The sequence below is a fragment of the Flavobacterium sp. genome, assembly GCF_017744675.1.
Classification (GTDB): domain Bacteria; phylum Bacteroidota; class Bacteroidia; order Flavobacteriales; family Flavobacteriaceae; genus Flavobacterium.
Window position 1 is genome coordinate 304,438 of sequence record NZ_JAGIAV010000002.1, and the last position, 14,474, is coordinate 318,911.

9 protein-coding genes and 1 tRNA gene are annotated in these 14,474 nt (G+C 34.8%); 6 read left to right on the top strand and 4 right to left on the bottom strand.

The window, feature by feature from the left end; all coding sequences use genetic code 11:
- Positions 1–78 precede the first annotated feature (78 nt).
- From J7574_RS06820 to J7574_RS06835, 4 genes are all read left to right on the top strand, one after another.
- Positions 79–1,407, top strand: coding sequence for an aldehyde dehydrogenase (locus J7574_RS06820; protein ID WP_290966114.1), 1,329 nt, complete (start codon positions 79–81; stop codon positions 1,405–1,407).
- A gap of 120 nt (positions 1,408–1,527) precedes the next feature.
- Entirely contained in the window at positions 1,528–2,325 is a 798-nt protein-coding gene (locus J7574_RS06825) for a hypothetical protein (protein WP_290966118.1), read from the top strand.
- Between the two features lie 89 nt (positions 2,326–2,414).
- Entirely contained in the window at positions 2,415–6,461 is a 4,047-nt protein-coding gene (locus J7574_RS06830; RefSeq protein ID WP_290966121.1) for a PAS domain S-box protein, read from the top strand.
- A 161-nt stretch (positions 6,462–6,622) separates the two neighbouring features.
- Positions 6,623–7,477, top strand: a complete 855-nt coding sequence (locus tag J7574_RS06835; RefSeq protein ID WP_290966124.1) for a neutral zinc metallopeptidase — start codon at positions 6,623–6,625, stop codon at positions 7,475–7,477.
- 199 nt (positions 7,478–7,676) lie between these two features.
- On the opposite strand, the gene J7574_RS06840 is transcribed toward J7574_RS06835, so the two are convergent.
- The 4 genes from J7574_RS06840 to J7574_RS06855 all read right to left on the bottom strand — a co-directional run bounded on the left by J7574_RS06840 (position 7,677) and on the right by J7574_RS06855 (position 10,187).
- A tRNA-His gene (locus J7574_RS06840) sits at positions 7,677–7,750 on the bottom strand.
- 79 nt (positions 7,751–7,829) lie between these two features.
- Positions 7,830–8,546 carry a bacillithiol biosynthesis deacetylase BshB1 gene (gene bshB1 / locus J7574_RS06845; protein WP_290966127.1) on the bottom strand — a complete coding sequence of 239 codons (717 nt, stop codon included), beginning with the start codon at positions 8,544–8,546 and terminating at the stop codon, positions 7,830–7,832.
- 136 nt (positions 8,547–8,682) lie between these two features.
- Positions 8,683–9,753, bottom strand: a complete 1,071-nt coding sequence (locus tag J7574_RS06850; RefSeq protein WP_290966129.1) for a chorismate-binding protein — start codon at positions 9,751–9,753, stop codon at positions 8,683–8,685.
- Between the two features lie 2 nt (positions 9,754–9,755).
- Positions 9,756–10,187 (bottom strand): PaaI family thioesterase, encoded by a 432-nt coding sequence (locus J7574_RS06855; protein ID WP_290966132.1) that lies wholly within the window; start codon positions 10,185–10,187, stop codon positions 9,756–9,758.
- A gap of 326 nt (positions 10,188–10,513) precedes the next feature.
- Here J7574_RS06855 and J7574_RS06860 point away from each other — a divergent pair, with 326 nt between their 5' ends.
- Positions 10,514–12,025 carry a hypothetical protein gene (locus J7574_RS06860; protein WP_290966139.1) on the top strand — a complete coding sequence of 504 codons (1,512 nt, stop codon included), beginning with the start codon at positions 10,514–10,516 and terminating at the stop codon, positions 12,023–12,025.
- A 408-nt stretch (positions 12,026–12,433) separates the two neighbouring features.
- Positions 12,434–14,278, top strand: a complete 1,845-nt coding sequence (locus J7574_RS06865) for an endonuclease (protein WP_290966141.1) — start codon at positions 12,434–12,436, stop codon at positions 14,276–14,278.
- The last annotated feature ends 196 nt before the right edge of the window (positions 14,279–14,474 follow it).

Sequence of the window (14,474 nt, forward strand, 5' to 3'; positions counted from 1 at the left end):
TTTTTATGATTTAATTGTTAATTTTTTAAATTTTATCGATTAACTTGCATAGCATAAAAAAAACAAGCTAATCGAAAAATGGACTTTAAAAGCGACATCGGATATCGAAAAGAAACTCTAAAAAAGTTATTGTATAATATTCAGAAAAGCGAAGATCTAATCGTAAAAGCTTTGTATGATGACTTTAAAAAACCAGAGTTCGAAGCTGTTTTGACCGAAACCAATTATGTCATTTCAGAACTTAAAGACGTTATCAAAAACATTAATAAATGGGCAAAACCAAAACGTGTTTTTCCTTCACTGCTTAACTTCCCTTCTAGCGACTATATCTACAAAGAACCTTATGGCGACGTATTAATAATTGCGCCTTGGAACTATCCTTTTCAGCTTGCTTTATGTCCGCTAGTTGCCGCAGTTGCCGCAGGAAACCGAGTGGTTTTAAAACCATCAGAACTTACGCCGCACACCTCTGCTATAATTGCAAAAATTATAGAAAAAACATTCCATATCAATCACGTTGAAGTTTTTGAAGGCGGTATTGAAGTTTCTAATAAATTACTGGCACAACGCTGGGATTACATTTTTTTTACCGGAAGTGTTGCTGTTGGAAAAATCGTTGCAAAAGCCGCAGCTGAAAATTTAACTCCCGTTACGCTCGAATTGGGAGGGAAAAATCCGTGCATTATTGATGAAACAGCCAATTTAAAACTCGCAGCAAAACGAATTGTATGGGGAAAATTCATCAACGCGGGACAAACTTGCATAGCACCCGATTATGTTCTGATTCAGAAAAATATGAAGGTCAATTTTATTTCTTATATGATTGAAGAAATCATTAAAGCTTATGGAAAAAAAATAGACAAATCTCCTGATTTTGCAAGAATTATAAACACTAAAAACTGGTACCGATTAACCAATATGATTCAAGACGAGCATATTTTGTTTGGCGGAGAAAGCGATGCCAACAAACTCTATATTGCTCCTACACTTCTTGAAGAACCTGATTTAGACAGCGCTGTCATGAAAGAAGAGATCTTTGGCCCTATTCTGCCGATTCTGGTTTACGAAAATGAAGACGACATCAAGAAGGTCGTAAGCCGTTATGAGAAACCTCTTTCATTTTATATTTTTAGCGAAAATAATTCGTTTGTCCAGAAATTAATTTCAAAATACTCATTTGGAGGCGGATGCATCAACGACACTGTGATTCATTTTTCTAACAATAGGCTGCCATTTGGCGGTGTTGGACATAGCGGAATTGGCGCTTATCATGGCAAACGAAGCTTCGACACATTTTCTCATCATAAACCAATTGTAAAAAAAGGAAACTGGCTTGATCTGCCTATGCGTTATGCGCCTTACAAAGATAAGTTGGCTTCGATAAAAAGAATATTAGACTGGCTATAAATCAGTTAAAAACATTTTGGAATGTTTTGTAGATTTTTATACGGAATTGATTAAAAATATTATATTTACGTCAAGATACCTTTCAAATATTACAAGTCTATAAAACAATCTTACATAAAAATGAAATCTACACTTAACCAAATTGAGGACATTAAAAAAAATGGCTTTTCCCTTGATTTTGCTACAGTTTTTAATCACGCTTTCGAAAACTATAAAAAAATAGCACTGTATTCCGGGCTCATCATCTTAGTTTTTTCTATTATTGCCGCTGTTGCCTTTATGGGCGTAATAGTTGCCTATTTTGGCGCTGAAGCGATGACAAAAGATTTCATTCAAAATATTGAAAACCAACAATTCACTGCCGTTCAATTAGTAATTCAAACGGTTGCTGTTTCTCTAGTAGCTGGAATTACGGCTCCTTTTGGCGCAGGTTTTCTAAAAATGGCTGACTCTGCAGATAAAGATGTTGAGTTTAATGTTTCTACTATTTTCACTTATTATAAAGCACCTTATTTTCCACAAATTTTTGTCGCGGCTTTTATTCCTGCTTTATTAGGAACGGCGCTTTCCAATTTAATTGAAAGTTCAGGAGTATTATTGGTTGGAAATATAATTTCGTTTATGGTTTCGTACTTTATGTATTTATCTATTCCTTTAATTGTTTTTGGAAATCTTAAAGCAATAGATGCCATAAAATCTAGCATTATTATCGTTACAAAAAATCCGCTTAACATATTTGCCTTTTTTATCATAGGTTTCTTGGGCTCGATGGTTGGTTTTATTGGCTGTTGTGTAGGAATTATTTTTACCGTTGTTTTTAACAGCTCAATGATTTATGCCACTTATTTTGCCATTTTTGGAACAAACGCTGAAGAAGAAGATTCAATAGATTCAATTGGAAAATATAATGTAGATTAAACTAGAAAATTCTTATTTGCAAAGAAACTAACCACTTCTTTTAAGAATTTTCAAAACGCTATTTATTAAACCAACATACTCCAAATTCTATGGTCGCAAACTGTAGTTTTTTCAATTCGGTGATTTCAGGAATTTCCACTATCGGAAGTACCTTCGAATCAATTATGACCGGATGGTATGTGTTTAATTCTGATATCATTTACTATAACAACCATAAACTTTTTGTTTTAGGTTTATCGCTCCTTGCCTTTCTTGCGCTCTTGGTTTATCAATTTTTTAAAATTAAGTCAAAGATTGGATATTTCATCGAAAAAAAGAAAGAACAAGATAAAGTAAGTCGAGAATATCAGCTTTACATTTTATTTTTTGGCATAGCCGTAATTGTAATCGAAATTATAAATGAAATTTTTAAAATAAGACCCAAAAGCCTCTTAGTTGTAAATGTTTCTATTGGAATTTCGGTACTTGTTATTTACCTCATAACAGACAAAATCAAATGGGTAAGAGATCATATCCAGCAGATTTTTATTTCTTGTTTCTTCATTTACATCAGTTATGTTGCTTACAATATTGTCACTTTGACCAATGATGTGGTACCCATTATTGTTTTTCTGATTTCGTTTTTCTTTTCGTACAGCATTCTTAAACCTATAAAAATTTATTGGACTTTTGTTGCTTTAACGTTTATTTTCCTCCTTGCAACGTTAGGTTTTCATCTCATCCCACTAAAATCTTCCATTCTGCTGCTTAATTTCTGCATTCTGATTTTTATTATCAATCAGGTAAAATATGCGGTTTTATTAAACAATCGCGACAATTTCAGGTTTGCAAACGAAATTGTCCATAAAGGGAATTCGCTTTCAATAGCATCCAACCAAAAAGGAGAAATACTCTTTTGCAGCGAAACCATAACTCCTATTTTAGGTTATCTTCCTGATGAAGTTATGGGCTTAAAATTTTGGGAATTACCTCATGAATCAGAAGTAGAGGAAAAATTGAGTTCTATTAAAAGCCAAGAAAACAAACTTTACATTAGAAAATTGAAAGCCAAAAACGGCGAGTACAAATACATTCAATGGCAAGATAAAAATTTCTCAGAAGATTTAATTATCAGCATTGGGCAGGATGTTACCGAACAGGTTATCGTTCAGGATCAATACAAAAACCTAATCCAAACCGCAACAGATATTATTTTTGAAATTGATACCGAAGGTTATTTTACCTTCATAAATGAATTTGGAATTTCTACTCTTGGCTATACGGAAGACGAAATAATTAAAAAACATTATTCCAATTTCATACACGAACACTATATTACTAGCGCGGTCGATTTTTACGAAAATTTAGTGCTTAACGAAAGTAATTACCCAATCATCGAAATTCCAATTTTAAAGAAAAATGGTGAGGAAATATGGATGTCGCAAAAAATTATTGTTCGCAAAAATGAGTTAGGCTTAACAACCGGATTTTCTGGAATTGCGCGAGATGTAACAGATAAAAAGAATATTGAAAACGAGAAAAAAAGACGTCTCAAAAAAATTGAAGCTTACAATAGCTCAACCAAAAAATTATCGACAACGGACTTTAGCAAGTATGACAAACTCAATACTGTTATTGATTTAATCCTAAAAGAAGCCGCTTCGATAAGTAATGCCAATCGGGTAAGTTTCTGGAAATATGATGATGATTTAATTACCTGCAAAAATCTTTTTAGTCTTGACAATCAAAGTTTAAACGACAAAAATATTTTAAAAAAAGAATCATATCCTATCTATTTTGAAACGTTAAACAACAAAGCAATCATTAACGCACCAGACGTATTCAACAAACTGGAAACATCTGAATTTCAAAAACTTTATTTTACCAAAAACAATATCAAATCGATGCTCGATGTGCCTATTTTTCTAACGGGTCAATTAGCAGGAGTTGTCTGTTTTGAAAACACCGAACAAAAACGAGAATGGGACAATGAAGACATCAATTATGCGAGAACCATTTCAGATGTGATTTCGCTTGCCATTTCGTCTCAAATGCGTTTAGAAGCAGAACGGAAATTAGAACTCAAAAGCCAGCTCTTGTCTGCCCTTTCTCTATGCACCGAAAAATTCCTGCTAAGCAAAACAACGCATCAAATGTTTGAGGAGACTTATAACATTATCGGAAAAGCAGCCAAAGTAGACCATATGTATTACTACGAAAAAGATGTGATTTACAATACGGTCAGCCAAAAATACAAATGGTCGCGTGAGGGTGTTACCCATCAGATTACGCCTTTGCGACAGATGACCGAAGAAAATCTCCAAGAAATTTACGATGCCGCATCGCAGAGAAAAATTCTAAATACATTAACCCGAAGACTCAAAGACAGTTACTTTAAAAAGCTTTTAATCGATAATGAAATCCAATCGATTCTAATTCTACCTATTTACATTAACGATATTTTTACTGGTTTCATTGGTTTTGACGATTGTACCACTGAAAGAAAATGGTCTGAGGATGAAATTAATATCTTTCAGGTCTTGGCCAATAACATTTCGTCTGCATTAGAAAGAAATCGAAATGAAACTAAAATTATTGAAAGTGAAGAAAAATTCAAATTGATTGCCAACAATATTCCAGGAACGGTTTATTTGTCAAAATTTGATGCTTTTTCGACCAAAATATTCTTAAACGACGAAGTTTTGAATCTAACAGGATATTCAAAATCTGAATTTATTGAAAATAATTTATCCTTTCTATCGTTAATTCATCCAGAAGATAAAGAAGAAGTAATTAACAATCAAATCGATAATCTGCAAAACGGAATGCCTTTGCACAATGTGTATCGCATTCAGCGTAAAAGCGGCGAGTTTATTTGGATAGAAGAATTTGGAGACGTAATTAAGCGAGATGATGAAATTGAATTTGTTGGCGGAATTTATTTTGATATTACAAGCAAAAAAGAAACCGAAGACGCGATAAAAGCTAAACAGCTCGCAGAAGCGGCAAATAAATCAAAATCTGACTTTTTGGCCAATATGTCTCACGAAATCAGAACTCCTTTAAATGGAATTATTGGTTTTACACACTTATTAATGAAAACAGAATTGGAAGAAATTCAAGAAAAATACATGACCACCATTAACCAATCGGCTCATTCTCTTCTTGAAATCATAAATGATATTCTGGATTTTTCAAAAATTGAAGCAGGAAAACTAGAGCTTTTTATTGACTTATACGATATTAAAAAAATCTTAGGACAAGTCTTTGACTTAATTGTTTACGAGTCTAACAAAAAAAATCTGGAACTTGATTTTAATATTGATCCTGATGTTCCCAAATATATATGGACAGATATTGTTAGAATCAAGCAGATTTTGATCAACCTGCTGTCAAATGCTGTCAAATTTACAACTGAAGGCTCGATCAAATTAACCGTTTCGGTTTTAGAAAAGAAACATAACAATAGCTGCCTTATCCGTTTTGCGGTAATTGATACTGGAATTGGTATTCTGGAAAAAAACCAAAAGAAAATTTTTACGGCTTTTTTACAGGAAGACAGTTCTACCACGAGAAAATTTGGCGGAACGGGATTAGGCTTAACCATATCTAACCAACTGCTTGCTTTAATGGAAAGTCGTTTACAACTGAAAAGTAAAATTGGCAAGGGAAGCACTTTTTTCTTTGACCTAAATTTAAAAACAAGCAACCAAAGCCTTAATGATAAATACAATGCCGAGCTTAAAAGTTTAAATATCGATTCTAACGAAGTTGAAACAAACAGCAATACGATTACTTTTTTAATTGTAGAAGACAACAAAGTAAATATGCTTCTTCTCAAAACAATTATAAAAAACCTATACCATAATGCTTTTATTTTTGAATGCGAAAACGGATATGAAGCCATTCAGCAATTTGAAGAAATCAATCCTACCATTATTTTCATGGACATTCAAATGCCAATTATGAATGGTTACGAAACTGCAAAAGCCATTAGAAACACAAAAAAAGGGCGCGACGTTCCTATAATTGCTGTTACTGCCGGTGCGGAAAAGGAAGAACGAAATAAATGCATTTCAGCAGGAATGGACGATTATATTTCTAAACCCATCATGAAAGGAAGTGTAGAAGAAGCCTTAGTAAAATGGCTGGGTTAATTTAGTTTTCAAGTCTCAGCGACAGTCCCAGTCCCAGTCTCAAGTAACGCTTCAACTAAAAACTGCGAACAAAAACTTAATACTCGAATTGTGAAATTTATCATAAAAAATCTATAAATTCGTACAACGCTTTAAATAAACAAGTTTAAAAACAAATCAATATGAAATGGCAAGGCAGAAGACAAAGTGATAACGTAGAAGACAGAAGATCAATTTCTGGAGGAGGCAAAGCACTTGTCGGCGGAGGAGTTATTGGAATCATTATTTTATTGCTTAATGTTTTTGGTGGTGAAACTGGCCAGCAAATAGCGCCTATTTTAGAACAAATGCAAGGCGGACAGCAACAGCAAACTGAAACTGCAGCTCCTTTAAGCGAGGAAGACAAAAAAATGGGAGATTATGTCGGAGTTGTTCTAGCAGACACTGAAGACATTTGGAGCAAAATATTTGCCGAACATGGCATGACGTATGAAAAACCAAAATTAGTCCTTTTTAAAAACTCTACACAAACTGCATGCGGCGGGGCTTCATCTGCTTCTGGTCCGTTTTACTGTCCAGCTGATCGTAAAGTATATATGGATTTGGCTTTTTTTGAAGAACTACAAACCAGATTTGGTGCAAAAGGAGGTGACTTTGCCATTGCATACGTTATTGCGCATGAAATTGGCCATCATATTCAAACTTTAATGGGAACGTCATCTAAAATGCGTCAGATGCAACAAGGAAAAAGCGAAGCCGAAGCCAATAAATTATCTGTAGCTTTAGAATTGCAAGCTGATTTTTATGCTGGAGTTTGGGCACATTACAATCAATCAAATTTAGATACTGGAGATATAGAAGAAGCTTTAAGCGCGGCAAATGCGGTTGGAGACGATGCTATTCAGAGTAAAATGCAAGGACACGTTGTTCCCGATTCTTTCACCCACGGAACATCAGAACAAAGAATGTACTGGTTCAATAAAGGCTTTAAATCCGGAGATATAAAGCAAGGCACTACATTTGAAGAAATTCGATAATACATAAACCAAATATAATAACCGCAAAAAAGCACAACTTGTCCGTTGTGCTTTTTTTTGTGAAATTCCAAAATAAAAAATTCCAAAATTCCAACCTGTAGCGAGTTGGAATTTGGAATTTCAAAAACTTGGAATTTACTTTTTTTGTTTTCGCCAGAAAACAAAAAAAGCCTTGAATTTCTTCAAGGCTTCTTATCTGGGTGGCTGACCGGGTTCGAACCGGCGACCCGCGGCACCACAAACCGCTACTCTAACCAGCTGAGCTACAACCACCATTTTTCTGCTTAGCGAGTGCAAATATAGAACAAAGGTTCAGTTCTGCAAAGAAAAAAATGAAAAATTTTTATAAAAATTAAATCAAATTTTCTAAGCTGTTGACTGCCAAACACCTTTCAACAGTAAAACCTTCTGCAAAATCTTTCCCAACTAACCTTCCTAAGTCTTGCGCACGATAATTTAAGCTTTCAAAGAAGTTTTTGCTCGTAATTGGCGTTGCCGGTTCGTTTGAATTCGGATCATAAAATTGCGTTTTATAAGCCATAATTGCTTCTACCTTCTTTTCTTCAAATCCTGTAATATCTACCACAAAATCTGGTTTTAGATTTTTCCACTGAATATAGTGGTACACTACCTTAGGTCTCCACGCTTCCTGTTTCTCTCCGTCAACAGTAGTTTCAATTTTCATTAAACCCGATAAAAAGCATGAATCAGAAACCAGTTTGCTTCCTCTTCCATGATCGATATGGCGATCGTCAATTGCATTACACAATACAATTTCAGGTTTATATTTACGAATCATTTTAATAACCTCTAATTGATGTTTTTCATCATTAACAAAAAATCCATCACGCATGGCTAAATTTTCACGCACCAGAACTCCCAAAATCTTCGCAGCATCTTTCGCTTCTTGATCTCTGGTTTCTGCTGTACCACGAGTTCCTAATTCGCCTCGCGTTAAATCTACAATGCCTACTTTTTTCCCTAAGGAAACTTCTTTTAAAATTGTTCCAGCACAACCCAATTCAACATCGTCTGGATGCGCCCCAAAGGCTAATATATCTAATTTCATTTTTGTTTTTTGTTTTTGTTTGTTTCAGGTTTCAAGTTTCAGGTTTACTATGCGATATGTCAGGCTGAGCGGAGTCGAAGCCCTTTACGCCCTTCGACTTCGCTCAGGGAGACAATCCATTCATAACTCATAACTTCTAACTCATAACTCTCAAGACTCTTTTCATCGTCATTGATTTATTGACGCTTTCTTCCCATTCTTTTTCTGGAATGCTTTCTTTGGTAATACCGCAGCCCATGTATAAAATCGCTTTATCTTCCTCAATCTGCATGCATCGTAAATTTACAAATAAATCAGAACTCGAATTATTGCCTGCAAAAGTGCTGTTTAATTCACCCAGAAAACCCGTGTAGAAAGTTCTATCGTAATTTTCGTTTTCTATAATAAAAACTTTTGATTTCTTTTTTGGAAGTCCGCATACAGCTGGAGTTGGATGCAAAGTATCAATTACTTCTTCTAAAGTGGAATTGTCTTTTAAAACTCCTGAGATATCAGTTTTAATATGCCAGATCGATCCCGCTTTCAAACTGTATGGTTCAGAAACGACAACCGAAGCAGTAAATTCTCGAAGCCTTTTTACAATAAAATCAGTTACAAATTGCTGTTCGTCTTTTTCTTTCTGATGCCAGACAATTTCAGATTGTTGATTATCTTTCTGTGTTCCTGCCAAAGCCATGGTTTCAAAAACATTTCCGTTTGCTTTTAGCAGTTTTTCTGGTGTTGCTCCCATCCAAAGTCCGATTTTAGGATGAAAGAAACAATAGCAAAAAGTAGCGGGATATAGCTGAACCAAGTGCTGGAAAGTTTCAATAAAATCAAATGCAGCCAAAGGAACCTCTTCGCTTCTCGATAAAACCACCTTTTTGAATTCTTCATTTTTTATGGCCTGGATTCCCTGTGCTACTAAATACTCGTACTGAAATTTAGCCTCAGGATCAAAGTTTACATCATCAATTTCGATTGGTTCAAATGACGTTGTTTCTTTTTCGGCTGTAATAATCTCCGATTCCTTTTCTGGAATAAGAATCAATTGTTTTTCATCAAAAGAAGCAAAAACAAATCCTTTCTCGCTATAATCCGAAACTGTATTTAAAGTATTATTTTGCTGTAAAACCCCAACATAGTGTTCTGAATTGGGTTTTGAATAAAGTACAAAGGGTAGATTTTGTTCTTTATGATTTTTAATTTTTGAGAAAAATGAATTCATGCCTATTCGCTTTTCTTTCTATCCAAAACCATATTCGTCAATTTGCAAAGCGAAACCAAGTTTCCTTCTTCGTCAGTAATTTTAATTTCCCAAAGATGAAGGCTCCGCCCTTTGTGAATAATTCTGGCTGTTCCGAAAACATAACCTTCACGAATACTTTTTAGATGATTTGCCGAAATTTCGATGCCTCTTACCTCCTGCTCCTTCGGATTGATAAAAAAGAAAGATGCGGCACTTCCTACACTTTCTGCCAAAGCTACAGAAGCGCCTCCGTGAAGCAATCCCATAGGTTGGTGAACACTTGGATTTACAGGCATTCTTGCAGTTAAAAAATCTTCTCCGGCGTCTATATATTCTATTTTTAGCGTTTCCATCAATGTGTTTTTAGAAAACTCATTGCAGCGCGCCAAAATCTGTTCTTTTGTATAATTCATTAAAATAAACTTTAAAATCGTAAAATTAAAGAAAGATTAGACATAAATCTAAAATCATCCTGAAATTTCGGCACTAAAATTTAAAATTCAACTTCAAACCTGTAGGTTTTTTGTTATTTTTACAAAAACAATCAAAACCAATCTTTGGCTTATTTTTTTGCCACTGATTACACTGATTAACACAGATTAATTTTTGTTTGCCACAAATTTTACCAATTTGCACTAATTAAATTCGGGAAATTAGCGGAATTTGTGGCGAAAAATAATCATTTAAATCCTTTTATCCTGATAGCTATCGGGAGTGGCTATAAAAAATTAAATATTAAATGCGTCAAAACTTTATACTTTTCATTTTCGGAATAATTCTAGCATTCAGCTCTTGCCGAACTGACTTTGATACGGTTGCCAGTTCTGGCGATTTAAAGTTCTCAAAAGATACTGTTTATCTAGACACTGTCTTCAAAAACATTGGATCCAGCACTTACCAATTGAAAGTTTACAACCAAAGTAAAAATGACATTTCGATTCCGATTGTACAATTTAAGAAGGGTTTAAACTCCAAATACAGAATGACTGTTGACGGAATGACGGGCAACAACGGAAAAATTTTCCAAAATGTTACGCTTTTAGCAAAAGACAGTTTGTACATTTTTATAGAAACAACGGCTGATATTACAGATGCCAATCCAGATGATTTTTTATATACCGACGAAATTCAGTTTGACAGCGGAGCCAATTTGCAAGAAGTAGCTTTGGTTACTTTAATTCAAGATGCTGTTTTTTTATATCCGAACCAAAATCCTGACGGAACCAAAGAAAAAATTAAAATCGACGGAAAAGATGTCGACGGATTTTATTTAAGTGAAAATGATCCTGTAAACGGAAACGAGCTTCTCTTTACAAACAAAAAGCCATACGTAATTTACGGATATGCAGGAGTTCCCGAAAACAAAACTGCAACTTTTGAAGCCGGTGCTAGAGTTTATTTTCATGCCAATTCAGGTTTGTATGTTGGTAAAAATGCTTCTCTAGAAATTAACGGTACAACTTCTACAACAGATAAATTAGAAAAAGAAGTTGTTTTTGAAGGCGATCGTTTAGAATCATTGTATTCGGATATTCCTGGACAATGGAAATCGGTTATTTTAGAGAAAGGAAGCGCGAATCATTCTATTAATCATTTAACCTTAAAAAATGGGACAATAGGTTTAGATATCAGAAGTGCGCAAAACCCAATCGAAATTAAAAACACTCAAATCTACAACTGTGCCGAATACGGAATTTTAGCTCAAAATGCCCAAATTACAGGAGAAAACATTGTTGTAAATTATGCCGGTTTAGCCAGTTTGTCTTGTGTTTATGGAGGAAATTATAGTTTTACGCATTGCACGTTTAACAATAGCTGGTCGAGCAATTCACCGTTTGCTGTAAATTTAAGCAACTCATTGGCTGGTGCAACTCCAGATACCAATCCGCTTACTCAGGCTACTTTTAATAATTGCATTATTTACGGTTCGGCGACAAACGAATTTAATTTAAACAAAAACACAAAAGCGCCATTCGTTTATAAACTCAACAATTGTCTGTTGAAATTTAGCAGTTCTACAAACAATCCTGATTATCAGTTCAAAACCGATACAGAACACTATACGAACATTATTCTGAATGAAAATCCGAAATTCTACAATGTCGCTCAGAATAAATTCAACATCGATAAAACTTCTGCCGCTTTCGCGAAAGGGAATCAGGCATACATAATTCCAACAGATATTTTAGGAATTACGAGAACTTCTCCGCCAGATTTGGGCGCTTATCAAAGTCAAGATTTTCCTAAGTAGTTTGTTTTGCCGCAAAGGCGCAAAGACGCAAAGTTTATTTTTACACAAAGTATATTATAGAGACGCACTGCAGTGCGTCTACGCAACGAATATCCACAAATACGTTAGACTAAGTTTTTAATCTCGCAAAGACGCAAAGATTTTTAATTAACTTAAAAAATAAACTTTGCGTCTTTGCGACTTTGCGAGCCAAAACACGCCACCGCATAAAAATAAACTTTGCGTCTTAGCGCCTTCGTGGCAATAAAAAAACTCCCGTAAGAAAATATATCCAAAATTAAACATCGCTTAACATTTTCGATTCATAAAAGTAGTAGATTTGTTACAACGAAATTTTAACTTTCTAAAATTCAAACATTTAAAAAGTTCAAAATTCAATTCCAAACCAAATCTTAAAAACTATTATTTATGAAAAAAAACTACTTTTTACTGTTATTGACGTTTACCACAATTGGTTTTGCCCAAATTCCTTCGGGATATTATAGTACCGCAACGGGAACGGGTTACACTTTAAAAACACAATTGTATAACATTATTAAAGGACATACCGATAACGGATATGCAGGACTTTACACTACCTATCAAACTTCTGATGTTGATAATTTTTACGAAAATGACGGAACGGTTTTAGACATGTATTCTGAAAATCCTTCTGGAACAGATCCGTACAATTATAGCACTGGGACCACACAAAGATGTGGCACTTATTCTGTTGAAGGCGATTGCTACAATAGAGAGCACATTATTCCGCAATCGGTTTTTAGTGAACAGTCGCCAATGGTTGCCGATGCGCATTTTATTACACCAACCGATGGAAAAGTAAACGGAATGCGTTCCAATTATCCGCACGGAAACGTAAGCTCTGCAACTTATACTTCGCAAAACGGAAGCAAATTAGGGTCTAGTGCTGTTTCTGGATATTCGGGAACCGTTTTCGAACCTATAAATGAATTTAAAGGAGATATTGCCAGAATGTATTTCTATTTTGCAACACGATACGAAAATACTGTTGCAGGTTATTCTTATGCCATGTTTAATGGATCAAGCAACCAAGTTTTTACCACTGCATTCTTGAATATGCTTTTGGCTTGGCACGCGCAAGATCCTGTGAGCGCGAGAGAAATTGCTAGAAACAATGCTGTTTATGCCCGCCAAAATAACAGAAACCCCTATATCGATCATCCTGAATATGTAAATCAAATTTGGGGAGGAACATCTTCTACAGATACTCAAGCGCCAACTGCACCAACAAGTTTGGCTTCAACGGCAAAAACTGCCACTTCGATTTCGCTTAGCTGGACAGCTTCTACCGATAATGTTGCTGTAACAGGATATGATGTTTATGCTAATAGTGTTTTAAAAACCACTGTTTCAGGACTAACGGCAACGATAACTGGATTAACAGCATCGACTAGTTATTCTATTTACGTAAAAGCAAAAGATGCGGCAGGAAACGCTTCTGCTGCAAGCAATACTATTTCAGTTACCACCAACAGCAGCGGAACAGGAACTGCAACCGATCTTCTTTTCTCTGAATATATTGAAGGTTCTGGAAACAACAAAGCTTTGGAAATTGCCAACAATACAGGAAGTTCTATTAACCTATCAGCTTATACCATCAAAAAACAAACCAACGGAGCTGGTTCTTGGAGCACAGGATTGGCTTTGAGCGGAACCTTAACAACAGGAAGCAAATTTGTAATTGTAAACAGTTCGATGTCCTCTACCTGTTTTTCTACAAGCGCGGCCAACATTTCGACAGCTGCGACCGAACTGACTTTTAACGGAAATGATGCTGTCGGTTTATTCAAAAATGGCGTTTTAATTGACATTATCGGAACTTTCAATGGCGGAACGGCTAATTTTGCGATCGATGTTACTTTAAGAAGAAAAGCTACTGTGACTTCTCCTAACACGACTTTCAATTTAAGTGGCGAGTGGGATTCTTATTCGCAAGACACCTGCAACAACTTAGCAAGCAAAATGGTTCAAACTGCTGAAGTTGCAGAAGAAGTGGTTACCGACCAAATTGTAATTTACCCTAATCCATCTAACGGAAACTTTGATATTCAGCCAGGAATTGTAAACGGTCCGTATTCAGTTGAGATTTTTTCATTTGCGGGACAAAAAGTATTCGAAAAACAAAACATCACTTCGTCTGAAGTTTCTGTGCATAATCTTTCAACAGGAATCTACATTATAAAAATTATAAAAGGAGAAAAAACAGCATTCAAAAAGGTGATTATTAATTAGAATTTAGTTTTTTCATTGACTAAAAAGCGGCAAATTGCCGCTTTTTTCATGAGCAACGAAAGAATTTTCTTTAAAACATAATTTTTCATAATTCTTAACTTTCATAAATTTTGCAGATTCATTCACTATACATCACTAAAATTCTGTTGTTTAAATTTTGATTCTTTTCTTTCTAAAACTTTAATATTGCAGAACA

What these genes read in the sequence shown, in the direction of transcription:
- J7574_RS06820 (WP_290966114.1), top strand. Translation starts at nt 79, where the DNA reads ATGGACTTTAAAAGCGACATCGGATATCGAAAAGAAACTCTAAAAAAG.
- J7574_RS06825 (WP_290966118.1), top strand. Translation starts at nt 1,528, where the DNA reads ATGAAATCTACACTTAACCAAATTGAGGACATTAAAAAAAATGGCTTT.
- J7574_RS06830 (WP_290966121.1), top strand. Translation starts at nt 2,415, where the DNA reads ATGGTCGCAAACTGTAGTTTTTTCAATTCGGTGATTTCAGGAATTTCC.
- J7574_RS06835 (WP_290966124.1), top strand. Translation starts at nt 6,623, where the DNA reads ATGAAATGGCAAGGCAGAAGACAAAGTGATAACGTAGAAGACAGAAGA.
- bshB1 (WP_290966127.1), bottom strand. Translation starts at nt 8,546, where the DNA reads ATGAAATTAGATATATTAGCCTTTGGGGCGCATCCAGACGATGTTGAA.
- J7574_RS06850 (WP_290966129.1), bottom strand. Translation starts at nt 9,753, where the DNA reads ATGAATTCATTTTTCTCAAAAATTAAAAATCATAAAGAACAAAATCTA.
- J7574_RS06855 (WP_290966132.1), bottom strand. Translation starts at nt 10,187, where the DNA reads ATGAATTATACAAAAGAACAGATTTTGGCGCGCTGCAATGAGTTTTCT.
- J7574_RS06860 (WP_290966139.1), top strand. Translation starts at nt 10,514, where the DNA reads ATGCGTCAAAACTTTATACTTTTCATTTTCGGAATAATTCTAGCATTC.
- J7574_RS06865 (WP_290966141.1), top strand. Translation starts at nt 12,434, where the DNA reads ATGAAAAAAAACTACTTTTTACTGTTATTGACGTTTACCACAATTGGT.